This window comes from uncultured Desulfovibrio sp., from assembly GCF_944327235.1.
In the GTDB taxonomy this organism is placed as follows: Bacteria; Desulfobacterota; Desulfovibrionia; order Desulfovibrionales; family Desulfovibrionaceae; genus Desulfovibrio.
In genome coordinates, this window is sequence record NZ_CALVHE010000047.1 from 1 (window position 1) to 20,159 (window position 20,159).

20 protein-coding genes and 1 tRNA gene are annotated in these 20,159 nt (G+C 65.6%); 19 read left to right on the forward strand and 2 right to left on the reverse strand.

Going from position 1 to position 20,159, the window contains the following annotated elements; genetic code table 11:
• Positions 1-792, reverse strand: a 792-nt coding sequence (locus Q0K00_RS07665) for an ATP-dependent metallopeptidase FtsH/Yme1/Tma family protein (RefSeq protein ID WP_297228377.1), incomplete at its 3' end; no start/stop codon positions are given.
• Positions 793-1,100: 308 nt separating this feature from the next.
• Here Q0K00_RS07665 and Q0K00_RS07670 point away from each other — a divergent pair.
• A tRNA-Sec gene (locus tag Q0K00_RS07670) sits at positions 1,101-1,194 on the forward strand.
• A gap of 94 nt (positions 1,195-1,288) precedes the next feature.
• The gene (locus Q0K00_RS07675) at positions 1,289-2,032 is read left to right on the forward strand and encodes a DUF4851 domain-containing protein (RefSeq protein WP_297228378.1); all 744 of its coding nucleotides are present in this window, start codon (positions 1,289-1,291) and stop codon (positions 2,030-2,032) included.
• Between the two features lie 367 nt (positions 2,033-2,399).
• On the opposite strand, the gene Q0K00_RS07680 is transcribed toward Q0K00_RS07675, so the two are convergent.
• Positions 2,400-3,281, reverse strand: coding sequence for a LysR family transcriptional regulator (locus Q0K00_RS07680; RefSeq protein ID WP_297228379.1), 882 nt, complete (start codon positions 3,279-3,281; stop codon positions 2,400-2,402).
• Between the two features lie 124 nt (positions 3,282-3,405).
• Between Q0K00_RS07680 and Q0K00_RS07685 the strand changes: the two genes are divergently transcribed.
• The 17 genes from Q0K00_RS07685 to Q0K00_RS07765 all read left to right on the forward strand — a co-directional run bounded on the left by Q0K00_RS07685 (position 3,406) and on the right by Q0K00_RS07765 (position 20,086).
• Complete coding sequence (locus tag Q0K00_RS07685) at positions 3,406-4,464, forward strand: YeiH family protein (RefSeq protein ID WP_297228380.1); 1,059 nt, start codon at positions 3,406-3,408, stop codon at positions 4,462-4,464.
• A gap of 207 nt (positions 4,465-4,671) precedes the next feature.
• Positions 4,672-5,238, forward strand: coding sequence for an O-acetyl-ADP-ribose deacetylase (locus tag Q0K00_RS07690; protein WP_297228381.1), 567 nt, complete (start codon positions 4,672-4,674; stop codon positions 5,236-5,238).
• A 649-nt stretch (positions 5,239-5,887) separates the two neighbouring features.
• Complete coding sequence (locus tag Q0K00_RS07695) at positions 5,888-6,499, forward strand: 4'-phosphopantetheinyl transferase superfamily protein (protein ID WP_297228382.1); 612 nt, start codon at positions 5,888-5,890, stop codon at positions 6,497-6,499.
• A gap of 47 nt (positions 6,500-6,546) precedes the next feature.
• Complete coding sequence (trmD, locus tag Q0K00_RS07700) at positions 6,547-7,842, forward strand: tRNA (guanosine(37)-N1)-methyltransferase TrmD (protein ID WP_297228395.1); 1,296 nt, start codon at positions 6,547-6,549, stop codon at positions 7,840-7,842.
• Positions 7,843-7,897: 55 nt separating this feature from the next.
• Complete coding sequence (gene rplS / locus Q0K00_RS07705; RefSeq protein WP_297228383.1) at positions 7,898-8,245, forward strand: 50S ribosomal protein L19; 348 nt, start codon at positions 7,898-7,900, stop codon at positions 8,243-8,245.
• Positions 8,246-8,480: 235 nt separating this feature from the next.
• Positions 8,481-9,251 carry a ribonuclease HII gene (locus Q0K00_RS07710; protein ID WP_297228384.1) on the forward strand — a complete coding sequence of 257 codons (771 nt, stop codon included), beginning with the start codon at positions 8,481-8,483 and terminating at the stop codon, positions 9,249-9,251.
• Entirely contained in the window at positions 9,248-9,571 is a 324-nt protein-coding gene (locus Q0K00_RS07715) for a hypothetical protein (RefSeq protein ID WP_297228385.1), read from the forward strand. The genes Q0K00_RS07710 and Q0K00_RS07715 overlap by 4 nt, the downstream gene beginning before the upstream one ends.
• The gene (locus tag Q0K00_RS07720; RefSeq protein ID WP_297228386.1) at positions 9,568-10,074 is read left to right on the forward strand and encodes a YraN family protein; all 507 of its coding nucleotides are present in this window, start codon (positions 9,568-9,570) and stop codon (positions 10,072-10,074) included. The genes Q0K00_RS07715 and Q0K00_RS07720 overlap by 4 nt, the downstream gene beginning before the upstream one ends.
• A complete protein-coding gene (gene rsmI / locus Q0K00_RS07725) occupies positions 10,013-10,870 on the forward strand; it encodes a 16S rRNA (cytidine(1402)-2'-O)-methyltransferase (protein WP_297228396.1) in 858 nt (285 codons plus the stop codon). Before Q0K00_RS07720 ends, rsmI begins: the two co-directional genes overlap by 62 nt.
• Positions 10,871-10,952: 82 nt before the next feature.
• A complete protein-coding gene (locus Q0K00_RS07730; RefSeq protein WP_297228387.1) occupies positions 10,953-11,702 on the forward strand; it encodes a PTS system mannose/fructose/sorbose family transporter subunit IID in 750 nt (249 codons plus the stop codon).
• 48 nt (positions 11,703-11,750) lie between these two features.
• Positions 11,751-12,041 carry an HPr family phosphocarrier protein gene (locus Q0K00_RS07735; RefSeq protein WP_297228388.1) on the forward strand — a complete coding sequence of 97 codons (291 nt, stop codon included), beginning with the start codon at positions 11,751-11,753 and terminating at the stop codon, positions 12,039-12,041.
• A 2-nt stretch (positions 12,042-12,043) separates the two neighbouring features.
• On the forward strand, positions 12,044-13,807 hold the full coding sequence (ptsP, locus tag Q0K00_RS07740) for a phosphoenolpyruvate--protein phosphotransferase (protein ID WP_297228389.1): 1,764 nt from the start codon (positions 12,044-12,046) through the stop codon (positions 13,805-13,807).
• Complete coding sequence (smpB, locus tag Q0K00_RS07745; protein WP_297228390.1) at positions 13,804-14,259, forward strand: SsrA-binding protein SmpB; 456 nt, start codon at positions 13,804-13,806, stop codon at positions 14,257-14,259. The genes ptsP and smpB overlap by 4 nt, the downstream gene beginning before the upstream one ends.
• 5 nt (positions 14,260-14,264) lie before the next feature.
• On the forward strand, positions 14,265-16,826 hold the full coding sequence (locus Q0K00_RS07750) for a ComEC/Rec2 family competence protein (protein ID WP_297228391.1): 2,562 nt from the start codon (positions 14,265-14,267) through the stop codon (positions 16,824-16,826).
• A 361-nt stretch (positions 16,827-17,187) separates the two neighbouring features.
• Complete coding sequence (locus Q0K00_RS07755) at positions 17,188-17,775, forward strand: isochorismatase family cysteine hydrolase (protein WP_297228392.1); 588 nt, start codon at positions 17,188-17,190, stop codon at positions 17,773-17,775.
• Positions 17,776-17,777: 2 nt separating this feature from the next.
• Positions 17,778-18,380, forward strand: coding sequence for a hypothetical protein (locus Q0K00_RS07760; protein WP_297228393.1), 603 nt, complete (start codon positions 17,778-17,780; stop codon positions 18,378-18,380).
• Positions 18,377-20,086 (forward strand): carbon starvation CstA family protein, encoded by a 1,710-nt coding sequence (locus tag Q0K00_RS07765; protein WP_297228394.1) that lies wholly within the window; start codon positions 18,377-18,379, stop codon positions 20,084-20,086. Before Q0K00_RS07760 ends, Q0K00_RS07765 begins: the two co-directional genes overlap by 4 nt.
• The last annotated feature ends 73 nt before the right edge of the window (positions 20,087-20,159 follow it).

Here is a 20,159-nt window from a genome sequence, read left to right on the forward strand (position 1 = left end):
GCCGCGCTTGCGGCCCACGGCGTCAATTTCGTCAATAAAGATCAGACAGGGCGCGTTCTTCTTGCCCTGCACGAAAAGATCGCGCACGCGGGAAGCGCCCACGCCCACGAACATCTCCACAAAGTCCGAGCCGGAGATGGAAAAGAAGGGGACCCCGGCCTCGCCCGCGACGGCGCGTGCCAGCAGGGTCTTGCCCGTCCCGGGCGGGCCCACCAGCAGCACCCCCTTGGGGATGCGCCCGCCAAGGCGGGTGAACTTCTTGGGATTGGAAAGGAATTCCACCACTTCGGAAAGCTCTTCCTTGGCTTCGTCCACTCCCGCCACATCGTCGAAGGTGACGCGCACGCTCTCCTCGTTGAGCATACGCGCCCGCGAACGGCCGAAGCTCATGGCCTTGCCAGCCCCACCGCCCTGCATCTGACGGATGACGAAGATCCACACGCCGATGAGCAGCAGCAGCGGCAGCCAGTTGAGCAGCAGGCTCATGTACCAGGAAGGCTCTTCCGGCGGCTCCGCCTGGACCTCGACCTTCTTGCCCATGAGCTGGGAGACGAGATTGGCGTCGTTCGGGGCATAGGCCTGCACTTCCGAACCCTTTTCACTCCCGCGGCCTGTCAGGACATTGCCCTGGATGGTGACGGACTGGATCTGTCCGGCGTCCACCCGGCTCATGAAATCGGAATAACTTATGCGCGTGGCCGGTGATTGCGGTTGCTGGAACATGTTGAAGAGCATCACCATGGCCAGGCCGATGGCGACCCACAGCAACAGGTTGCGGCTGACTTGATTCAACTTGCGACCTCCAGATTAGACGCCCCGTCGGGGCGATGCACGACTTGGTCATTCCTTCTGCGCAGGCCGTCGTGCTGCCTGCGTGGGAAATATGACGTAACAGCCGAGACAGACTTGCGGCAGCCCGTGGCCCGCGCCTGTGCCCGACCGGCAAAAGTCATCTGAAAAATGAACTCTGGCACCGTATCCTGCGGCGCAGAAGGTGTCAAACCCCCTGAGCGCATATATTTTCGTAAGAGTAAGTCCTTTCTTCGCCCTGGCAAGGGGACCTCTTGCCTCCTGACGGCATTTCCCCTACCATGCGTGACGGAGGCGTTTCGTCACCGGTGTGGCGCCCGGTCTTCAAAACCGGTGGTGGGCTTGATCGTCCACGGTAGGTTCGACTCCTATGCGCCTCCGCCAGCAAGCATCCGTGCCGACACCCTTGAAGGAGACTTCAAGGGTGTTTTTGCCCTTTTTCCCGGTCGTACCTTTTCCACCTCACACGAGGCCACCCATGAAGATCGCTCTTCTCCTGCTGCTGCTCGTCTGTCTTGCGGGCCTGCTCCTTGCCTGTGACCAGCTCCCGCTGCGCGGCCTGACCGGCGACGAGGAACACCCCGTCCTGCTTTCGCGGGCCCGCCCCTCGGTCCTTTTCGCCCCCGCCGCCGACATGCCCGCGGAGAGTGCGGGCTGGCGCAGCCTGTCCCCAAAGACGCAGGACTCGCTGCTTGGCTCGGCGCGCGTCTGGTTCGTGGTGTACGAAAAAATGACCGAGAACGGCCCCGCCAAACTGGTCACGGCCCTGGCCGAAGCCGAGGACCCGTGGCTCTGGGAAGACGCCCGGCACGCCCCATTCCCCGTCCTGCACCAGTTGCAGTACGAACACAAGGGGGAGCAGCTCTTTGAGAGCCTCTATGTCATGGAGCCGGAAGACAATCCCTTCTACGGCGCGGGCATGACCGATCCCTGTCTGGTCTACCGCGCCAAGTTCCTGCTCGATTTCCGCCAGATGCAGGTCCTCGTGGAATACTACGAACCCGTGGATAGCGACATCGCCCGGGACGCGGCCCACGACGAAGCCCGCCTCAACGCCCTCCGCGACCGGGGCCGCAAAGCCTGCCTGGTGGTCTTTCCCGACAAGGCGGAACAGGAACGCCTCAAGAAAGACTTCCGCAAGATGAGCACCGCGGACATGGACTTCTTCCGCAATCGCCTTTCCCGCTGGGTGGGCGACATGGAGCGCAACTCCCACAACTAGCGCCTGTCAGCACTATTTGCTGTCTGTTTGGTGGGAAGGGGCCGCCATCCCTCCCCAGCGCGCTTTTACCGAGGGGAGAGGCGGGGACTCGAGGCAAGCCCTCCCCCACAGGCAAGCGGAGCATATACGATCAATCTGCCTTATATATCAAAGGCTCTTAGAGCGGATTCGCATTGAAATTGTGCCAATTTCAATGCTGACGCTGCCCTCACACTACGGAAAAAGCGTGGTTTTTCCGTGTGTTCGGTTGCGGGTAGTCGCTCTCGCGACTACCAGAGCGACCCACATTTTCAATGTGGAATTGCTCTAATTCTATCCAAGACGCCGTTCCCCTGCGAAACGGCGTCTTGTTTTACGCCGCATCCCGCTACTTCTGTTCCAGATAGGCCTGGATGCGGTCGGAAAGCACTTCCACCAGCGGCGAGGCCTGCCTGTCCTTGTGTTCCACACGATAAAAAGTGCGGGTAAAGCGGATGTCCGCCAGCGGCACTTCCCAGAGTTCGCCGGCCTCCAGCTCGCGGCGTACGATATGCCGCGAGACGCAGGCCAGCGTGCCGGGCTTGTGCAACAGGATCTTGATGGGGTCGTAGTGGTTGAACTCCAGAAAGTCCGTGGGGCGCAGTCCCAGAGGCGTGATGGCCGCGAGGAAGGCCTCGCGCGCGCCTGACCCCTGTTCGCGCAAGAGCCAGCGCCGCCGCATGAGCTCATGGATGGAGACCGGCGGCCCGGCGGCGCTCTCCCTGTCGCCGGACACCACGAGCAGCGTCTCCTCGGCCAGCGCCCGCACGTTGAGCGCCAGACTTTGCACCTGCCCCTCCACAAAGCCCACATCCAGCACCCCGACCTCCACGCCGTGCAGGATGTCGTGCGTATTGCCGGACTCGCAGCTGATATGCACATTGGGATGGCTGCTGTGGAAATCGTACAGGATGACCGGCAGCACGAAGTCCGCCAGCGTGGTGGACGCCCCGATCTTGAGGCTTCCCGCCAGCGTGGCGTAAGTGGTCAGATCCAGCACGCCCTTGAGCTCGGCATAGAGGGGCGCAAGACGCTTCTCCAGCAGCTTGCCCTTCTCGTTGAGCACCAGCCCCCGCCCCACCCGCACGAAAAGACGGCTGCCCAGCTCGTCCTCGAAGCCGCGCAGCGCCGAGGAGACCGCCGCCTGCGAGACGCAGAGCAGTTCGGCCACCTCCCGCATGTTGGGATTGCGCGCCAGCGCCAGGAACACCTCGATATGCCGCAGGGTCATGCTGTTTTCCCGATCAATAAGAAAAAGTTGTCGAACCGAAAAATTTAATCCGTTTGTGCCCGCTACGCCCCGGTGCTACCACAAGGCCATGTCATTCACCAACAGGCCCAAAGGGGTAGATACCATGAAATTCGTCGTACAGGCTTTCCGCAATGACCGCAATGTGCAACTGCTCAACGGACTGGTTTTTGTGGCGCTCTTTGCCAGCGTTGCCTTCCATCTCGTGGATCTGCCCTTCCTCACCGCGCTCGGCATCAGTCCGCTCATCGTCGGCATCGTGGTCGGCATGTGTTACGGCAACACCCTGCATGTGCACATGCCCGTCTACCTCAAGCCGGGCATCCTCTTTTCCTCCAAGTCGCTGCTGCGGCTGGCCATCGTCCTCTACGGCTTCCGCCTGACCTTCCAGGATCTGGCGCAGGTGGGCTTCAAGGGCGTGGCGCTGGCGGCCTTCATGCTGGGGACGACCTTCCTCATGGGATCGTGGCTGGGCATCAAGGTCTTCCGCCTGCCCCGCCGTCTGGCGCTGCTCACCGCCGCGGGCAGCTCCGTCTGCGGCGCGGCCGCCGTGCTGGCCGTCGAACCCGTGGTCAAGGCCGAAAATCACGAGAGCAGCATCGCCGTGGGCACGGTGGTCGTTTTCGGGACGCTGGCCATGCTCCTCTACCCCCTGCTCTACAGCCACGGCCTGCTGCCCATGTCCGCCGATGTCTACGGCGCCTTCGCCGGCGCTACCCTGCATGAGGTCGCCCACGCCGTGGCCGCCGGTCAGGCCATCTCCCCCGAAGCGGGCAATACGGCGGTCATCGTGAAAATGATGCGCGTCATCATGCTGGCCCCCCTGCTCGTCGCTCTCGGCTTCTGGCTGCGCCGCGCCGCCACGCGCAACGGCGAACAGGCCGCGGACGGCAACGCCTCCCACATGAAGAGCTTCCCCTGGTTCGCCGTGCTCTTCGTGGCGACCATCGGCATCAACTCGCTGGGCATCATCCCCGCCGGCATGGTCAACGCCATCAACGCCTTCGACGTCTTCCTCCTGACCATGGCCATGTGCGCCCTCGGCATGGAGACCAGTCTGGAAAAAGTGCGCAAGGTCGGTCCCAAGCCCTTCCTGCTGGCCGGTATCCTCGCTGTCTGGTTGGCGGTGGGAGGCTACTTCGCCGCCAACTTCTTCATCGGATGAGGCTAACGACTCCCTCACTCCCCAGAAAGGACGCCGCCTCCCGGCGTCCTTTCCTTTTTTCCCTCCTCCGGCCGCCGTTTCGGGAGGTTCGCCGGAAGAGGCCGCAGACGCCAGACTTGAAGGAGCAACTCCCCGGCGTTATGCTGCCGTATCCGGGGACAACGCCCCACTGCGCCCAAAGTGAACCTGCTCTAAAGGAGACGCCACATGCGCAACGTCCTGCAACATATCCACGTCGTGCAGGGAGACATCACCCGCGAAGCCGTCGACGCCATCGTCAATGCCGCCAACAACAGCCTGCTGGGCGGGGGCGGCGTGGACGGGGCCATCCATGCCGCCGCCGGGCCGGAACTGCTCGAAGCCTGCCGCCCGCTGGGCGGCTGCCCCACGGGCGGGGCCTGCATCACCCCCGGCTTCCGCCTGCCCGCACGCTACGTCATCCATACGGTGGGGCCGGTCTGGCACGGCGGCTTTGAAGGCGAACCGCAACTCCTCGCCTCCGCCTACCGCTCGTCCCTGCTGCTGGCGGCGGACAACGCCTGCCGTATGGTGGCCTTCCCGGCCATCTCCACGGGCGTATACGGCTACCCCGCCGACATGGCGGCCACTGTGGCGGTACGGACCATTGCCGAATTCCTTGCCGAACGCCCGGAAGACAGCTTGCCGCAAGAAATACGGCTCGTCTGCTTTTCCGACGCCTCCCGTCAGGCCCACGAAAACGCCCTGCAACGCCTGCGCGAAAAGCTGGCGGCACAGAGCGACACGGAAAACTAGGAGCCGTTGACGCTAGCCATTCTTTGGGGGGAAGGGGAACCCCTCGCTCTGCTGTCGATGCCTGTAAGGCTCCCTGTTAACACTACTCATTACTTGTTTGGGGGGAAGGGGAACCCCTCCGCCAGCGCGGGAGGGGGTCCCCTTCCCCCCAAGCCCCCCATCCCCTCCCCAGCGCGCTTTTACCGGGGAAATGGCCATAGCGCGAAAATACGCCATACGCATACAAAACCATGCAGCCATGTGTGGTCCGTATGCCTTATCCATAGTCCCTTCCCCTCTAAAGGGCTGTGCCATATCGGAATGACACAGCAAGTACTGTCAGATGACCAAAGCTCCTCCTTTGCTCCCGTCTTTCAAGCCCCCGGCGATGTGGAGCCGTGGGAAAACGGCAGCCCCCTCCATCATATCGCGTCCCCCAGATGAAAGCGCGCTGGGGGAAGGGTGGGGGGCCTGGGGGGAGGGGAACCCCCTCCCGCGCGAGGCGAGGGGGTTCCCCTCCCCCCGGATAGCCGCTCACAAGGGCAACTCCCTGCCTGCCTGCTCTCCCGCCCCAGACGATGCCGTCCATATCGCAGCCTGCCCGCTGCCCGCGACGGACAGCGATTGCCGGGAACTGGCGGCCGTACTGTCGTCAGCCCTTGCCCCGCTGTTGTCGCCCTCGCAGCGGGCGCACCTCACCGCCTTCCGGCAGACGCGCGCCGCCTGCTCGCGCTGGCTGTCGCGGCTGGCGCTGGCGGCCTGCCTGGACGCCGCCGGAGCCGCGCCGGACATCTGGCTGCCCCTTCTGGGGCACCGGCCCGGAGGGGCACCCTTCCTGCCGGACTGGGCTCTCTCCTTCAGCCATAGCGGCAAGGCGGCCTTTGCGGCCCTGCTGCCTGCCACGGAAGGAAACGCATGTATCGGGCTGGATGCCGAATGCCTCACCAACCCGCCGCCGCACATCGACGCCTTTGCCCCTGACGAACTGCGGCGCCCTGTTCCTCTGTCCGACGGGGAACGCCTGCGGCGCTGGACGCTCAAGGAAAGCCTCGTCAAGGCTGCGGGAACGGGACTGACCTGCCCGCCCGCCCAGATCCCCGCTGGACGCCACGGACAGCGTCGAGGCCGTCTGGACTGGCAGGGAAAGACGTTTTTCTGGCAGACGCTTGCCTTGCCCGGGCACTGGCTTGCCCTGACGGCCGCGCGGCCGCTGCGGCCCGTATGCCGCCTCCTGTCGCCGGAAAGCCTTTCGCAGCATCCACGCACGGCAACGTCTTTTTGAGCGCCCGGCCCCTTGCCAGCGGGGCGTATTTGCGGCACTCTGCGCCCATGCCGCGCTTCCACCTTGTCACGCTCTTTCCCGAATTTTTCCGTTCGCCGCTGGAGACCGGCCTTATGGGCCGCGCCCGGCAGACGGGACTGGTGACCTGCACCCTGCATGATCCGCGTGCCTTCAGCACGGACAAGCATCGCCATGTGGACGACCGACCTTATGGCGGCGGTCCCGGCATGGTCATGCAGGGCGAGCCTGTGGCCGCGGCGCTGCGTTCCATCCCCTCGCCGGGACGTATGCTGCTCATGTCGCCGGGCGGGCGGCCCCTTACGCAGGCGCTGGCGCGGGAGCTGGCGAAAGAAGAAGACATCACGCTCATCTGCGGTCGCTATGAGGGACTGGACGCCCGCCTGAACGACCTGTTCCCCCTTGAGCCGGTCTGTGTGGGCGAGGCAGTGCTCAACGGCGGCGAATGCGCGGCCCTGGCCGTGCTGGAGGCTGTAGCCCGCCTCATGCCCGGTTATATGGGCAAGGAGGAGTCCGGCGAGGATGAGAGCTTTTCCTGCGGATTGCTGGAATACCCGCATTACACCCGGCCGGACGTGCTGGAGGGACTGCCCGTGCCGGACGTGCTGCGCAGCGGGGATCACCTCCGCATCGCCCGCTGGCGGCGCGAGGAATCCCTGAAGGCCACCCTGCTCCGGCGTCCCGACCTGCTGGCGGAAGCGCCGCTGACCCGCGAGGATGCGACCTTTCTGGGCAGCCTGCCGCGAGAGCGGGTCGGACGCAATCTTTCCTTTTGCCTGCTGCATCATCCGGTCATGCTGGACGCGAAAAATTCCGGCACTTCTTCTTTGACAAATCTGGACATTCACGATATAGCCCGGATTTCGCGCAGCTATGCAATGGGACCGTTTTTTGCGGTCACGCCGCTGGATGACCAGCGGGAGCTGCTGCGGGCCATCCTGCGCCACTGGACGGACGAACAGGGGCGCAAGAGCCACAGCGACAGGGCACGCGCTCTGGACATGGTGCGGCCTGCCGCCTCGCTGGACGAGGCGTTGCGGCAACGGGAAGAGGAATGCGGAGTGCGGCCTTTGCTGCTGACCAGTTCGGCAGCCTGGCCGGACAAAAAGAGCCGCCTCCCCCTGCTGACCCCGCGTCAGGTGCGGGAAGCGTGCCGTCAGGGTCCGGTCATGCTCTGCCTGGGGACGGCGCGCGGTCTGGCTCCCGAAGTGCTGGCCCGCAGTGACGGCATGGTGCGCCCCGTGCGTTTTTTGAGCGACAACCACCTTTCGGTGCGAAGCGCGGCCGCCATACTGGCCGACAGGATTCTGGGCGACTACGACTAGCCCTCAGTTTTTTACCGGCGGCCGGCGCGGCTGCGGATATCTAAGGAGTAGAGGCATGGATATCATCAAGAAGATCGAACAGGAAAATATGCGCATGGATATGCCCGCGTTTCGCTCCGGCGATACGGTCAAGGTGCACCTGCGTATCGTCGAAGGCGAAAAGGAACGCATCCAGGTGTTCCAGGGCAATGTGATCCGTCTGCAGCGCGGCACCACCGGCGCGACCTTCACGGTGCGCAAAGTGTCTGACGGCGTGGGCGTGGAACGCATCTTCCCCCTGCACTCCCCCTTCATCGACCATGTGGAAGTGGTCACGCAGGGCCGCGTGCGCCGCAGCCGCCTGTACTACCTGCGCGCCCTCAAGGGCAAGGCGGCCCGCATCAAGCCCCGCGGCCGCTTCTGATCGCGGACGCATCCCGTTTCGGGAGATGCCGGCATTTCCACCTCACCCGGACTTCCGCCTCGGAAGACCGGGTGAGGTTCTCGTGTTTATGCCGAAGGGAAGGACACGCCGTCCCATCGGCATTTCCCGGGCATCGTGTCCGGCTGCCGGGTCGTTGCGCTCTCGTGTTGCCGTCATGATGCGCACGGCCTGCCGCACATCCGCGTCTTTTCCGTTCCGACAGGGAGGATGGCCCATGCCCCGCACTGATGCCGCAGTCTCCGCCCGCTCCACGATGTCCGCCGCCTCCGCCGGCCTGACGGGATGTCAGGATCTTTTGCCGGGCCTTGCCGCCCTCCCGGAGGCAGCCGCCACCGCCGGGGTGGATGAGGCCGGGCGCGGCTGTCTGGCCGGACCTGTGGTGGCGGCCGCCGTCATCCTGCCGGAGGACGCCTCCCTGCCGGGGCTGGCTGATTCCAAGATCCTCAGCGAACGGCAGCGTGACGCGCTGGCCCCCCTCATCCGCCGCACCGCGCTTGCCTGGGGGCTGGGTATGGTCTGGCCGCGCCGCATCGAGACCATCAATATCCTCCAGGCCACCTTCGAGGCCATGTCTCGCGCCGTCTCCTGTCTGGGGCGTCATGGTCCCTTGCCGGAACTGCTGCTCATCGACGGCAACAAGACGCTCCCCCCAGAGCAACTCCGCAGCGCCCTCGCACGGGCAGGACACACGCCGCCCCACCTGCCCCGACAGCGGGCCGTCGTGCACGGCGACGCCACGGAAGCGGCCATTTCCGCGGCCTCCATCCTGGCCAAGACCCAGCGGGACAAACTCATGACCGCGCTGGACCGGCGCTGGCCGGTCTACGGTTTTGCCCGACACAAGGGCTACGGCACGGCCGACCATTATGCCGCCCTGCGGGCGCACGGTCCCTGCCCGCTGCACCGGCTGACCTTTCGCGGTGTCCTGCCGGAAGCGCCCGCCGCGCAAACGGAGCGGACGGCTGTACAGGGGAGTCTGCTGTGAAGCCCGGGGCACCGCGTCCCGGCGGCATTTTCGGCGGGCTGGGCCGCCTGCTGCGACGCCCTCGCGCCGTGCCGCGTCCTCGCCTCTCCCATGAATTTTCGGACAGCGAATTCACGGAAAACGAATTTGCTTTTGACGGACGCGATCCGCTCCCTCCCTGGGACGGCGTGGCCGTACCGCTGGAAGAGCTGCTGGATGCCTGTGAAGCGCGCATGGCGGCCCGACGTGCGGCGGCAGCCGGAGGCGATCCCGCCGACGCCCTCTCTACAGGCGATCCTGAAAAAACGACGAACGCCGATCGGGAGCCTGAGCGCACATGATCGCCCGGCTTCGGCAGCTGTGCCGCCGTTTTGCCGCCGCCGACCCGGCAACGGTTGTCGCCCCGCCTGACCGGGCGGGGAGCGATGCCGCCGCCGAACGCGCCCGGCTGGGACGGCAGGGCGAGGAAGCCGCCGCCCGGCTGCTGGCCGACAAGGGCTTTGCCATCCTGGCGCGTAACTGGCGTCAGGGGAAGCTTGAACTGGACATCGTTTGCCGGGACGCGGAGACGCTGGTATTCGTTGAGGTCAAAAGCCGTCGCGGCGACAGCCTGGCCCGGCCCGACGAAGCCATGACGCCGCGCAAGCGCCGTACGCTTGTGCGCGCCGCGCAGGCCTGGCTGGCGACGACGGAGACCTGGTCCAGCCCCTGCCGTTTTGACGTGGTGACCGTGACGGCATACGGTCCGAACTCTCTGCATCTGGAGCATATCCCTCATGCCTTTGCCCTCGACGACGCCGGGGCGGCTGTGGATCGTGGCCACGCCCCTTGGCAACCCTGGTGACTTTTCCCCCCGTGCGCGGGAGATCGTGCAGCGCGCGGACGCCGTGCTCTGCGAGGACACGCGCCGTACGGGCCTGCTGTTCAGCCAGTGCGGCCTGACAGCCCCGCGACTGGTCAGCTTCCACGACCGCAATGAGGAGACACGGCTGGAGGAAGCCCTGCGCCGACTGCGTGAAGGGGCGGAACTGGCGCTGGTCTCCGACGCGGGCACGCCGCTGGTGGCCGACCCCGGCTACCGGCTGGTGCGGGCCTGCCGGGCGGAAGGCATCGCCGTCTCTCCCGTGCCGGGCCCGTCCGCGCCGGTGGCGGCCCTGAGCGCGGCGGGTCTGCCGCCCCTGCCCTATACGTTTTTGGGCTTCCTACCGCGTGATGACGCGGGCCGACGCCAGACGCTGTCCGCCTTTGCCCGCACGCCCGGCTCACTGGTCTTTTTCGAGCGCAAGGACAGGCTGCGGGCCAGTCTCGCCGTGGCCGCCGCCCTGCTGGGGCCGCGCGAAGCGGCCATTTGCCGGGAATTGACCAAGACGCACGAGGAATTTATACTTTTTCGACTGGAAGATTTCGACGAGCTCTCGTCCGAGCTGCTGGGAGAAGTGACGGTCATCCTCGGCCCGCCGGAGGAGGAGTTGCGCGCCGACGTGGCGGAAGCCCGCGCCTGCCTGCGCCGTCTGGCGGCCTCGTCCGGACAGCGGCTTCGGCCGAAGGAACTGGCCCGGCAGGCCCATGCCCTGCTGCCGGGCTGGAGCATCAAGGAACTTTACGAGCTGCTGACGGACGACGAGGACGGAACCAGCTGACGCCCCGGGGGACATCGTCCCCCGCCTGTCGCCACCTGCCGCCGCACCCGTGCGGAAGGCGGCGTCGGCCGCCGGAGAACCTATGTTACCCAGACGAACCGCCCTTAACTGCCTTGCCCGGACCCTGCTCGTCAATGCGGGCGTCACGGCTCGCGGTATGCAGCTTGTGGGGCAGCTCTATGTGCTGGAACCCGCCCTGCGCCATCTCTATCCCGATCAGGAAAAGCGCGCCGAGGCCATGTCCCGTTATCTCGTGCACAGCAATACCCATCCCTACATGCTGCCGTTCTATGTCGGGACCGTGCTTTCGCTGGAGAATCTCATCGCGGCCGGTTCCCTGCCCGGCTCCACCGTGCCCGTGGTACGGCAGACGCTGGGCAGCACCCTCTCGGCCATCGGGGACGGTTTTTTCGAGGGCGCGCTCTTGCCCTGCTGGTCTCTGATCTGCGTGGCCCTGCTGGCGAGCGAATGCGTCGGTCTGGCTCTGCTGGTCACCGGACTGCTCTTCCTGGCCCTGCTCGCCTTCCGCTGCTGTTCCTTCTTCTATGCGCTCAATCACGGCATGGCGGGTCTTGCGGGACTCAAGCGGCTCGACCTCATCAACTGGGCGGGGCGCATCAAGTTCTGCAATGCGGCCCTCATCGCGGTCATCCTCTGGCAGCTCGCGCCGAGGGAAGCGCCGCTCTCACCGTGGGATTTCGGCATCCTGAGCGTGGCGGCCGTCCTTGCGGCCGCGTGGATCGTGGGTCGCTGGCGATTGCCGCGCATCATCCTTTGGCTGGCGTTGCTCTGCACGCTGATTTTCATGGACGAACGCCTTTTGGGCGTATAAGATACGGTTGCCCCTCCTGCGAGGAGGACGCCACAGGACGGTGACACCATGAGCATGAGCATCGAGGAAACCCCGGAAGGTCTTGCCCTTCCCCTTACCCTGCGCCTGAGGGGAGGGCTACATGCCCGGCCGGCGGCCCGGCTGGCGCAGGAGGCCCAGCGCTTCACGGCCGACATCAGCCTGCGCAGCGACGACGCCAGTGCCGATGCCAAAAGTATGCTGGACATCCTTTCTCTGGCCCTGCCGGAAGAATCCCGCATCACCCTGCTGGCCAGCGGCGAGGACGCCAGGCAGGCGCTGGAAGCCCTGGCAAACTGCCTTGACAGCCTGCGAGACTGACCATGCCGCGCGCGCTCCTTTTCGGAACCCCGGTCTCTCCCGGCATCGCCATCGGTGAATTGCGCTTCAAGCACAATACCCGTCTCATCGAACATCGCCGCATCAGCCCGCGCGAGATCGCCAAGGAACAGTCCATGCTGCGCGATGCGGCTTCCAGTGTGCGCGAGGCCCTGCGCGAGGCTATGGACAAGGTCCCTGACGACATGGCCGAATACCGGGAGGTCATCGCCGCCCAGATCGAGCTTGCCCGCGATCCCAAACTGCTGGACAAGGCGAGCAAGGCCATTGAAAAGGATCTGATCTGCGCCTCCTGGGCGCTGGAGAATACGGTGGAAGAGTTGTGCGACATCTTCCGCCGGATGGACAATCCCTACCTGCGGGATCGCGCTCAGGACATCCGGGCTGTGGGCCTGCGCCTGCGGGCCTGCCTTGCCGGGACGGAGACCGAGGAGATGGAGGCCGCCATCCTGGCCGCCGAAGACCTTTCTCCGGCCGATGTCATGGAGATGGACTTCAAGGGCATACAGGCCGTGGTCACGGCCGAGGGCGGTCCCACCTCCCATACGGCCATCCTTTCGCGGGGGCTGCACATCCCGGCCCTGGTGGGCGTGACCGGTCTGCTCAATACGGCCCTGCACGGGGACCGGGTCATCGTGGACGGCCTCAAGGGCTGCATCCTGCTCGATCCCGACGAGAAGGACATAAAACACTACGAAAGCCGTCGTGCGGAATACCGGGCCTGGGAAGACCGCACCCGCAAGGAAGCCCGCTGGCCCGCCGAGATGACCGACGGCGTGCGCGCCGCCGTGCAGGCCAATCTGGAACGCCCGGAAGAAGTGGACGAGCTGGCGGCCACCGGAGCGGACGGCGTGGGCCTTTACCGCACCGAATTCTCCTTCCTGCGGGAGGACCTGCCCGACGAGGAAGCCCTTTTTGCGGAATACGCGGGCGTAGCGCGCAAGATCGCGCCCGAACGCGTGGTCTTTCGCACGCTGGACTGCGGCGCGGACAAGATGCTGCCCGCCCAGGAGGCCCTGCGCGAACCCAATCCCGCTCTGGGGCTGCGCGGCATCCGTTTCTGCCTGCGGCATCAGGGCATCTTCCGCACCCAGCTGCGGGCGCTCATGCGGGCGGGTGTGACGGGCAACATCGCCATCATGCTGCCCATGATCTCCAGTCGGGAAGAGATCCTTGCCGTGCGCCGCATCATGCAGGAGCTGCATCAGCAGTTGCAGGCCGAAGGGCGGCCCCACGCGGACAAATTGCCGCTGGGCATCATGGTGGAAACGCCGTCCGCGGTGCTCATTGCGGACACGCTGGCCAGAGAGTGCGACTTTTTCAGCATCGGCACCAACGACCTTATCCACTATCTCATCGCCATCGACCGCAACAACGCCCATGTGGCCCACCTGGCCGAGGCCCTGCACCCGGCCGTGGTCCGCTCCCTCAAGCGCGTCATCGACGCCGCCCACCGTGAGGGCATCGGCGTTTCCGTCTGCGGCGAACTGGCGGCCGACCCCTACGGTCTGGCCATCCTGCTGGGCATGGGTGTGGATTCGGTCTCCGCATCGCCGCGCTTCATCTCCGGCATGAAACACATGATCCGTCGTCTGGACGCCCGCTTCTGCGACGAACTGGCGCACAGCGTCCTCATGAGCACGGATGTCTCCGTTTCGCAGCGCATCCTGCGCGAACGCCTGCAGGCTGTCCTCGGCCCGGAACTCTCCTTCCATACCACTAGCATCCTTACCGAGAGCCGCCCATGAGCAAGAAGACCTCCCCCGCCTCCATCGCCGTCAACAAGAAGGCGCGGCACCTTTACGAACTCTCCGACTTCCTGGAAGTGGGACTCAGCCTCACCGGACCGGAGGTCAAGAGTTTGCGCGCGGGGCGCGTGAACTTTCTTGATAGTTATGTGGATTTCCGCAATGGCGAGGCCTTCGTGCTCTCTCTGCACATCGCCCCCTACGCCAATGCGGGCTATGTGCAGCAGGACCCGGACCGGCCGCGCCGTCTGCTCATGCACAGCGCCGAGATCCGGCAGTATGCCGCGCGCGTGGAACAGAAGGGCCTCACGGTGGTGCCGGTGAGCCTCTATTTCAAACGCGGCAAGGTCAAGATGGAGATCGCGCTGGGCCGCGGCAAGAAACTCTTTGACCATCGGGAAAGCCTCAAGCGCCGCGCCGAAGAGCGGGACGCCGCCCGCGAACTTGCCTGACCGCCATGCGCCGTCCGCCGCTGCCGGCGCCCACCGTTCGTCAGCTCTACGCGCTCTGCTGGCTGCTGGGTCTGCTGGCAGGGGCATGGCTTCCGGCCTGTCTGCTTCTGCTTGCGGTCCTCCTCGTCCTTGACCCGCGACTTTTCCCGTGGCGGCATCCGGCCCGCAGTCTGCTTGTCCTCCTGCTCTTCGCCGCGGGCTTCCTGCCTGTCCGACACCTTCTGACGCCGCCGTCCGCGCCCGGATGGACGACCGCTCTGATCGAGGCTCCGGCACGGGAACGGCCTCGCCTGTGCGGACATATCCGCAGCGTGAGCGGCCTGCCGGATGACCGCCTGCGTATGCTCCTCGACGGCGTGCGCCCGGAAGACGTCCCCGACGCCGCGCCCCTGCCGGGACTCGTGGCCTGGACATGGGACGCTCCCGCCCGGCGTCCCCTTGTCGGACAAACGGTCTGCCTGCGTGCGCCCCTGCGCCCGGTGCACGGCCTGCGGAACGAAGGGATGCAGGACTGGAGCCTCTGGTGGCGCGCTCAGGGCGTGCACTGGCGTCTGTGGAGCCGTGGCGAGCGGGCCGCTGTCGTGCTTGAGGGCGAGGGTTCCTTGTCCGGACGCTGGCGGCAGGCGGCCCTGGACGATTTTTGGCTGGCGCTGCTGCCGCCGTCGCTCCGTCCGGCCGATGTGGAGGAGCGGAGGCGCTGGCTGACCGACCATCAGGCACAGGCCGCCCTGCCGGCTCTGCTGTTCGGCGATCGCCAGTTCCTCAGCCGTGACACGCTCGATGACCTTGCCGCAGCCAGTCTGCTGCACAGTCTGGCCCTTTCCGGACAGCATCTGGCGTTGGCCGGACTGCTGGGACTCGCACTCGTGCTGGCCGCGGCCCGTCTCAAGCCCTCCCTCTATCTGCTGCGCCCCAGGCTCAGTCTGTCCCTGCTGGCCTCCTGTCCGCCCGCCCTGCTCTACCTCTGGCTGGGCAATGCGCCGCCCTCCCTCGTACGGGCCGCCTGTATGCTCTTCTGTCTGACCCTGAGCCTCCTGTTCATCACCGGGCGCACGACCGGCCCCCTTGCCCGGCTGGCTCCCTATCTGCCACGCACCACCACGGACTGTCTGCTGGTGGCCCTTGTGGGCATATGTCTCGTCTCCCCCACCGCCGTACTGGATACGGGCCTGCAACTCTCCGCCCTCTGCCTGCTGGCCATCGGCCTTGCCCTGCCGGTCCTGCGGCGTCTCTTGCCCGCGCCGTACGAGACGGATGACCTGCCGCCTTCCCGTACGCCGGCGGCCCGCTGCCGCGCCTTCGTCCGGCGGCTGCTCCACCGGGCGGCGCATCTCCTTTTCATCTCCCTTGCCATCCAGCTTGCGCTGCTGCCGCTCAATATCCTGCTGTTCGGCAATGCCGGACACTGGTTCTTTCTCAATCTGCTCTGGCTGCCGGTGCTGGGTTGCTTCGTCCTGCCCGCCGCGGCCTGCGGCCTTGCGCTCGCCTTGTGCGGACTGACCGATACGGCGCACGCCCTGCTCTCTCTGGCCGCCCTGCCGGTCCAATGGCTGCTGGACGGTCTGCACTGGCTGGCGGCAGAGGGACTGTTGGCCACGCCCCTTCTGCCGCGTCCGCACTGGATGGCCATTCCGGGCTGTCTGCTCTGCATGGCGGCTCTGGCCCGACGGCTTTCCCTGCCGCACGGCGAGTCCCGGCCACACGGTGCACGACGCCTGCTGGCGGCCGGACTCTTCCTGCTGGCAGGCAGTCTGCTGCCGCCACTGACGGCGCGTCTCTTCTCGGAAGTCCGTCTGGACGTGCTGGATGTGGGACAGGCGCAGGCCGTCGTGTTGCGCGTTCCGGGGACGCACGCCGGAGACGCGCCCTTGCGTCTGCTCATCGACGGCGCCGGCTCCTTTTCCAGCCATTTCGATGCCGGGAAACAGCTTGTGGCGCCCATCCTGCTGTATGCGTCCCTGCCCCGTCTGCACGCCGTCATCAACAGCCATCCCGATCTTGACCACATGGGCGGTCTGCCCTTCATCCTGCGCCACTTCCGCGTGGAGCACGTCTACGACAACGGCCGCCCCGCCAGGGGCAAGCAGGCCGACAAATGGAATGAGTTGCGACAGGAGCTCCCCGCCCGGCCTCTTGCCCGTGGCGACCGGCTGCCGCTGGGCGATCCCGCGGACGGCCTGGTGCTGGAGGTCCTGCATCCGCCGCGCACGGAGACCGAACGCTGGACAGGCAACGACGCCTCTCTGGTACTGCGCCTTTCCCGACACGGGCACGGGCTCCTGCTCCTGCCCGGCGATGCGGAAAAGCCCGCTCTGCGTGAACTGCTGGCCAGCGGACAGGATCTGCGGGCCGAGGTGCTCGTCGCGCCGCATCACGGCTCCGCCGGGAGTTTCCTGCCCGCCTTCTACGAAGCGGTGCAGCCGCGCGAAGTGCTGGTGAGCTGCGGCTTCATGAACCGTTTCCGCTACCCCGCCCGAAAACTCCGGGAATGGCTGGCCGAGCGCCGCATCCCGCTGCGCCGCACCGATACGGAAGGACAACTGACCGTCCGCTGGCCTGTCCGCTAGGGGCCGTCAACACTATTCGCTGTCTGTTTGGGGGGAAGGGGGACCCCTCCGCCATCGCGCGGAAGGGGGACCCCTTCCGCCCAAGCCCCCCATCCCCTCCCCAGCGCGCTTTTACCGGGGGAAGAGTCAAAGCCACGAGGCACTGCAAGCGTTGTGCATACAGCATTCTCTGCTTATCTATTGAAATTGTTTTATAAAATTTATATTAACAGGCCCAGGGACATTTTCAGTTTGGAATGCTTTGCACTTCAAACCCTACGGCCAAAAGTGAACGGAAAATGCTCATGCCGCCCCCGCTTGTCCTTTGCTCCTCTTGAGTATAGGCTGACGGTCTGTCATTTCTCCAACCCGGGAGATTCCCATGCACGCAGCCCTGCTCATCATCGACATGCAGAATGACTTCGTCCTGCCCGGCGCGCCTCTCTGCGTACGCGGCGCGGCTCCCAGCGTCCCTGTCATCCGCCGTTTGCTGCTGCAGGCACGGGCGCAGAGACTGCCCGTCATCCACATCATCCGCCAGCACAACCGCGACGGCAGCGACGTGGAGAAGCCACGGCAGGAACTTTTTCAGGAAGGCCCCGGCATCTGTGTGCCCGGTACGGAAGGAGCGCGCATCGTGGCGGCCCTGACGCCGGAAGAGGGTGAATACATCGTCTGCAAACGCCGCTTCAGCGCCTTTTTCCAGACGGAGCTCGACATGCTGCTGCGGCGGCTGGGCGTGGACACCCTGCTCGTGACCGGCACCCAGTACCCCAACTGCGTGCGCGGCACCGCTGTGGACGGCATGAGTCTGGACTATGACGTCATCGTGGTGACCGACGCCTGTTCGGCCCAGACGCCCGACGTGGAACAGGCCAATATCCGCGACATGCGCAACATGGGCATTCGCTGTCTGACCTCGAACGAACTCCCGGCGCTGTCGGAACTGCCGCTTTTCGGAGGGATCTAGCGGTGGACGATCCCGTGGCGCGGCAGTCGCCGCCCCCGACCTGTCCCCCTGACGTCTCTCCGTCCTGTCCGCTTGCGGCTCTCCTGCAAACCTGCGAACAGGCCGGTTTTGACGTACGGCCCGCAAATGGAGGCGGCCTCCTGTGCGCCAGCGCCGCCTTCCACCAGCGTGGGGAAGGCTATTTCCTCTCGAAACGGGCGCCGCTCTGGGCGGCGGAAAGCCACGAACATCTTTTTATCTACAGGACGGCACGGCTGACGCCGCCGCAATGGTCGGACATCCGGCAGGATGCGCTGGAGCGCGGCATGGAGCGCATTCGCCCGCATGACGAGCATATGGTCTCCTATGTGAGCGCCCTTGTCCTGTGTGACGAGCTGGACGCGGAGGCCGCCGAAGCCGTACGGCGCACCCGCTACAGCAAAAGTTTCTGGTGGGGCCTGCGCGGCTGGATGCGACTGCGTGCGCTTGCGCTGCGCGTCCCGTCCTCACGGCCGGACGGAGATCCGGTACTGTATGCCGGCAATGCGGCGGCGCGCGGCGCGCTGCTTTCCCTTGTGCAAAAGGCCCTGCATCCTCTTTTTGCCTTGTCGGAGTATCCCAAATGAACGCGCTTTATCTGCTGTTCGGCGGTTTTGCCCTGCTCGCGGCCGGATACTGTCTTTACGGGAAGTGGCTGGAAAAGGTCTGGGGCATCGATCCCTCCCGCCGTACCCCGGCCCACGAGCTGCGCGACGGCATCGACTACGTGCCGTCCAAAACGCCGGTGGTGCTGGGGCATCATTTTTCCTCCATCGCCGGAGCCGGACCCATCAACGGCCCCATCCAGGCGGCGATCTTCGGCTGGCTGCCCTGCTTTCTCTGGGTCGTCATCGGGGGCATCTTCTTCGGCGCGGTGCATGACTTCGGCGCGCTCTTCGCCTCGCTGCGCAACAGGGGCCGCTCCATCGGTGAGGTCATCGCCGGCAGCATCGGCCTGCGCGCCAAACGGCTGTTCGTCATCTTCTCCTTTCTGACCCTCATCCTCGTGGTCGGGGCCTTCGCCTCCATCGTGGCCGGGACCTTCAACGGCTTTACCCCCGGCCCTGCCGGCATCGTGGCGCATAACGACGTCAACGGCTCCACGGCCGCCATCTCTCTGCTGTTCATGGTGCTGGCCATCCTGTTCGGCCTGGTCGTCTACCGCTGGGAAATGCCGCTGGGACGGGCCACAGTGCTGGGTATCGTCGGCATCGTGGTCGTCATTGCCCTTGGCCTGCGCTTCCCCCTCTACCTGCGGTATGACGACTGGATGGTCCTCATCGGCGTCTACATCCTGCTGGCCTCGGTGGCGCCGGTCTGGATACTGCTCCAGCCGCGCGACTATCTCAGTTCCTTCCTGCTCTACGCCATGATGCTGGCGGCCGTCGTCGGCATCGTGGCCGCACAGCCCGTCATCGAACTGCCCGCGTTCACAGGCTTTGAGGTCAACGGACAATATCTCTTCCCCGTGCTCTTCGTCACCGTGGCCTGCGGCGCCATTTCCGGCTTCCATTCGCTGGTGGCCTCCGGCACCACCTCCAAACAGCTCGACAATGAACGCGACGCCCGGCCCGTGGGCTTCGGCTCCATGCTCATCGAAAGCGCGCTGGGCATCGCCTCGCTCATCGCCGTGGGCTACATCTTCACCCGGAACGGCAACAGCTTCACCAGCCAGACGCCGACCCAGGTCCTGGCCGACGGCCTGTCCCAGATGCTGGCCCACATCGGTCTGGACAGCGCCGAAGCCCGGCGCACCACTTACGGGCTGATCATCCTTGCGGTGTCCACCTTCTGCATGACCTCCCTGGATACGGCCACCCGGCTGGGACGCTACATGTTCCAGGAACTCTGGCTCGCACCGGGCCAGAGCATCAAGGACGTACGCGGCTGGCGCGCCGTCCTCACCAACAAATATGTGGCCACGCTCATCACCGTGGTGCTGGGCATGAGCCTCGGTTTCGGCGGCTACGCAAAGATATGGCCCCTCTTCGGCGCGGCCAATCAGCTGCTGGCCGCACTGGCCCTGCTGGCCGTGGCCTGCTGGTTGCACGATCTTTCCCGTCGCAACGGCATGTTCCTTCTGCCCATGGCATTCATGCTGCTGGTGACGCTCACCTCGCTGGTGCTGACCATCCGGGAACAGGGCGGGAAGCTGCTGGCGGGCACTGGGGACTTTGTGGCGGGTATGCAGACCGCCATCGCCGTCCTGCTGCTCCTGCTCTCCCTTGTGCTGGTGTGCGAAGGCTGGCAGGCCCTGCGCGGACGGCGGCCCTCCGCTCGTGCTCGGGACTAGGTGTAGAGTGTCAATACGTTGTTCACCCTCTGCTCAGACATGAAGCTGGAGGTTTTCTGCCAAGAGCCGAATG

Bases quoted from the DNA above. Each gene is read 5' to 3' on its own strand.
- Q0K00_RS07750 (WP_297228391.1), top strand. From the start codon at position 14,265: ATGCGCCGTCCGCCGCTGCCGGCGCCCACCGTTCGTCAGCTCTACGCG.
- Q0K00_RS07735 (WP_297228388.1), top strand. From the start codon at position 11,751: ATGAGCATGAGCATCGAGGAAACCCCGGAAGGTCTTGCCCTTCCCCTT.
- Q0K00_RS07680 (WP_297228379.1), bottom strand. From the start codon at position 3,281: ATGACCCTGCGGCATATCGAGGTGTTCCTGGCGCTGGCGCGCAATCCC.
- Q0K00_RS07765 (WP_297228394.1), top strand. From the start codon at position 18,377: ATGAACGCGCTTTATCTGCTGTTCGGCGGTTTTGCCCTGCTCGCGGCC.
- Q0K00_RS07720 (WP_297228386.1), top strand. From the start codon at position 9,568: ATGATCGCCCGGCTTCGGCAGCTGTGCCGCCGTTTTGCCGCCGCCGAC.
- Q0K00_RS07685 (WP_297228380.1), top strand. From the start codon at position 3,406: ATGAAATTCGTCGTACAGGCTTTCCGCAATGACCGCAATGTGCAACTG.
- Q0K00_RS07730 (WP_297228387.1), top strand. From the start codon at position 10,953: ATGTTACCCAGACGAACCGCCCTTAACTGCCTTGCCCGGACCCTGCTC.
- ptsP (WP_297228389.1), top strand. From the start codon at position 12,044: ATGCCGCGCGCGCTCCTTTTCGGAACCCCGGTCTCTCCCGGCATCGCC.
- rplS (WP_297228383.1), top strand. From the start codon at position 7,898: ATGGATATCATCAAGAAGATCGAACAGGAAAATATGCGCATGGATATG.
- Q0K00_RS07710 (WP_297228384.1), top strand. From the start codon at position 8,481: ATGCCCCGCACTGATGCCGCAGTCTCCGCCCGCTCCACGATGTCCGCC.
- trmD (WP_297228395.1), top strand. From the start codon at position 6,547: ATGCCGCGCTTCCACCTTGTCACGCTCTTTCCCGAATTTTTCCGTTCG.
- Q0K00_RS07675 (WP_297228378.1), top strand. From the start codon at position 1,289: ATGAAGATCGCTCTTCTCCTGCTGCTGCTCGTCTGTCTTGCGGGCCTG.
- Q0K00_RS07690 (WP_297228381.1), top strand. From the start codon at position 4,672: ATGCGCAACGTCCTGCAACATATCCACGTCGTGCAGGGAGACATCACC.
- Q0K00_RS07755 (WP_297228392.1), top strand. From the start codon at position 17,188: ATGCACGCAGCCCTGCTCATCATCGACATGCAGAATGACTTCGTCCTG.
- smpB (WP_297228390.1), top strand. From the start codon at position 13,804: ATGAGCAAGAAGACCTCCCCCGCCTCCATCGCCGTCAACAAGAAGGCG.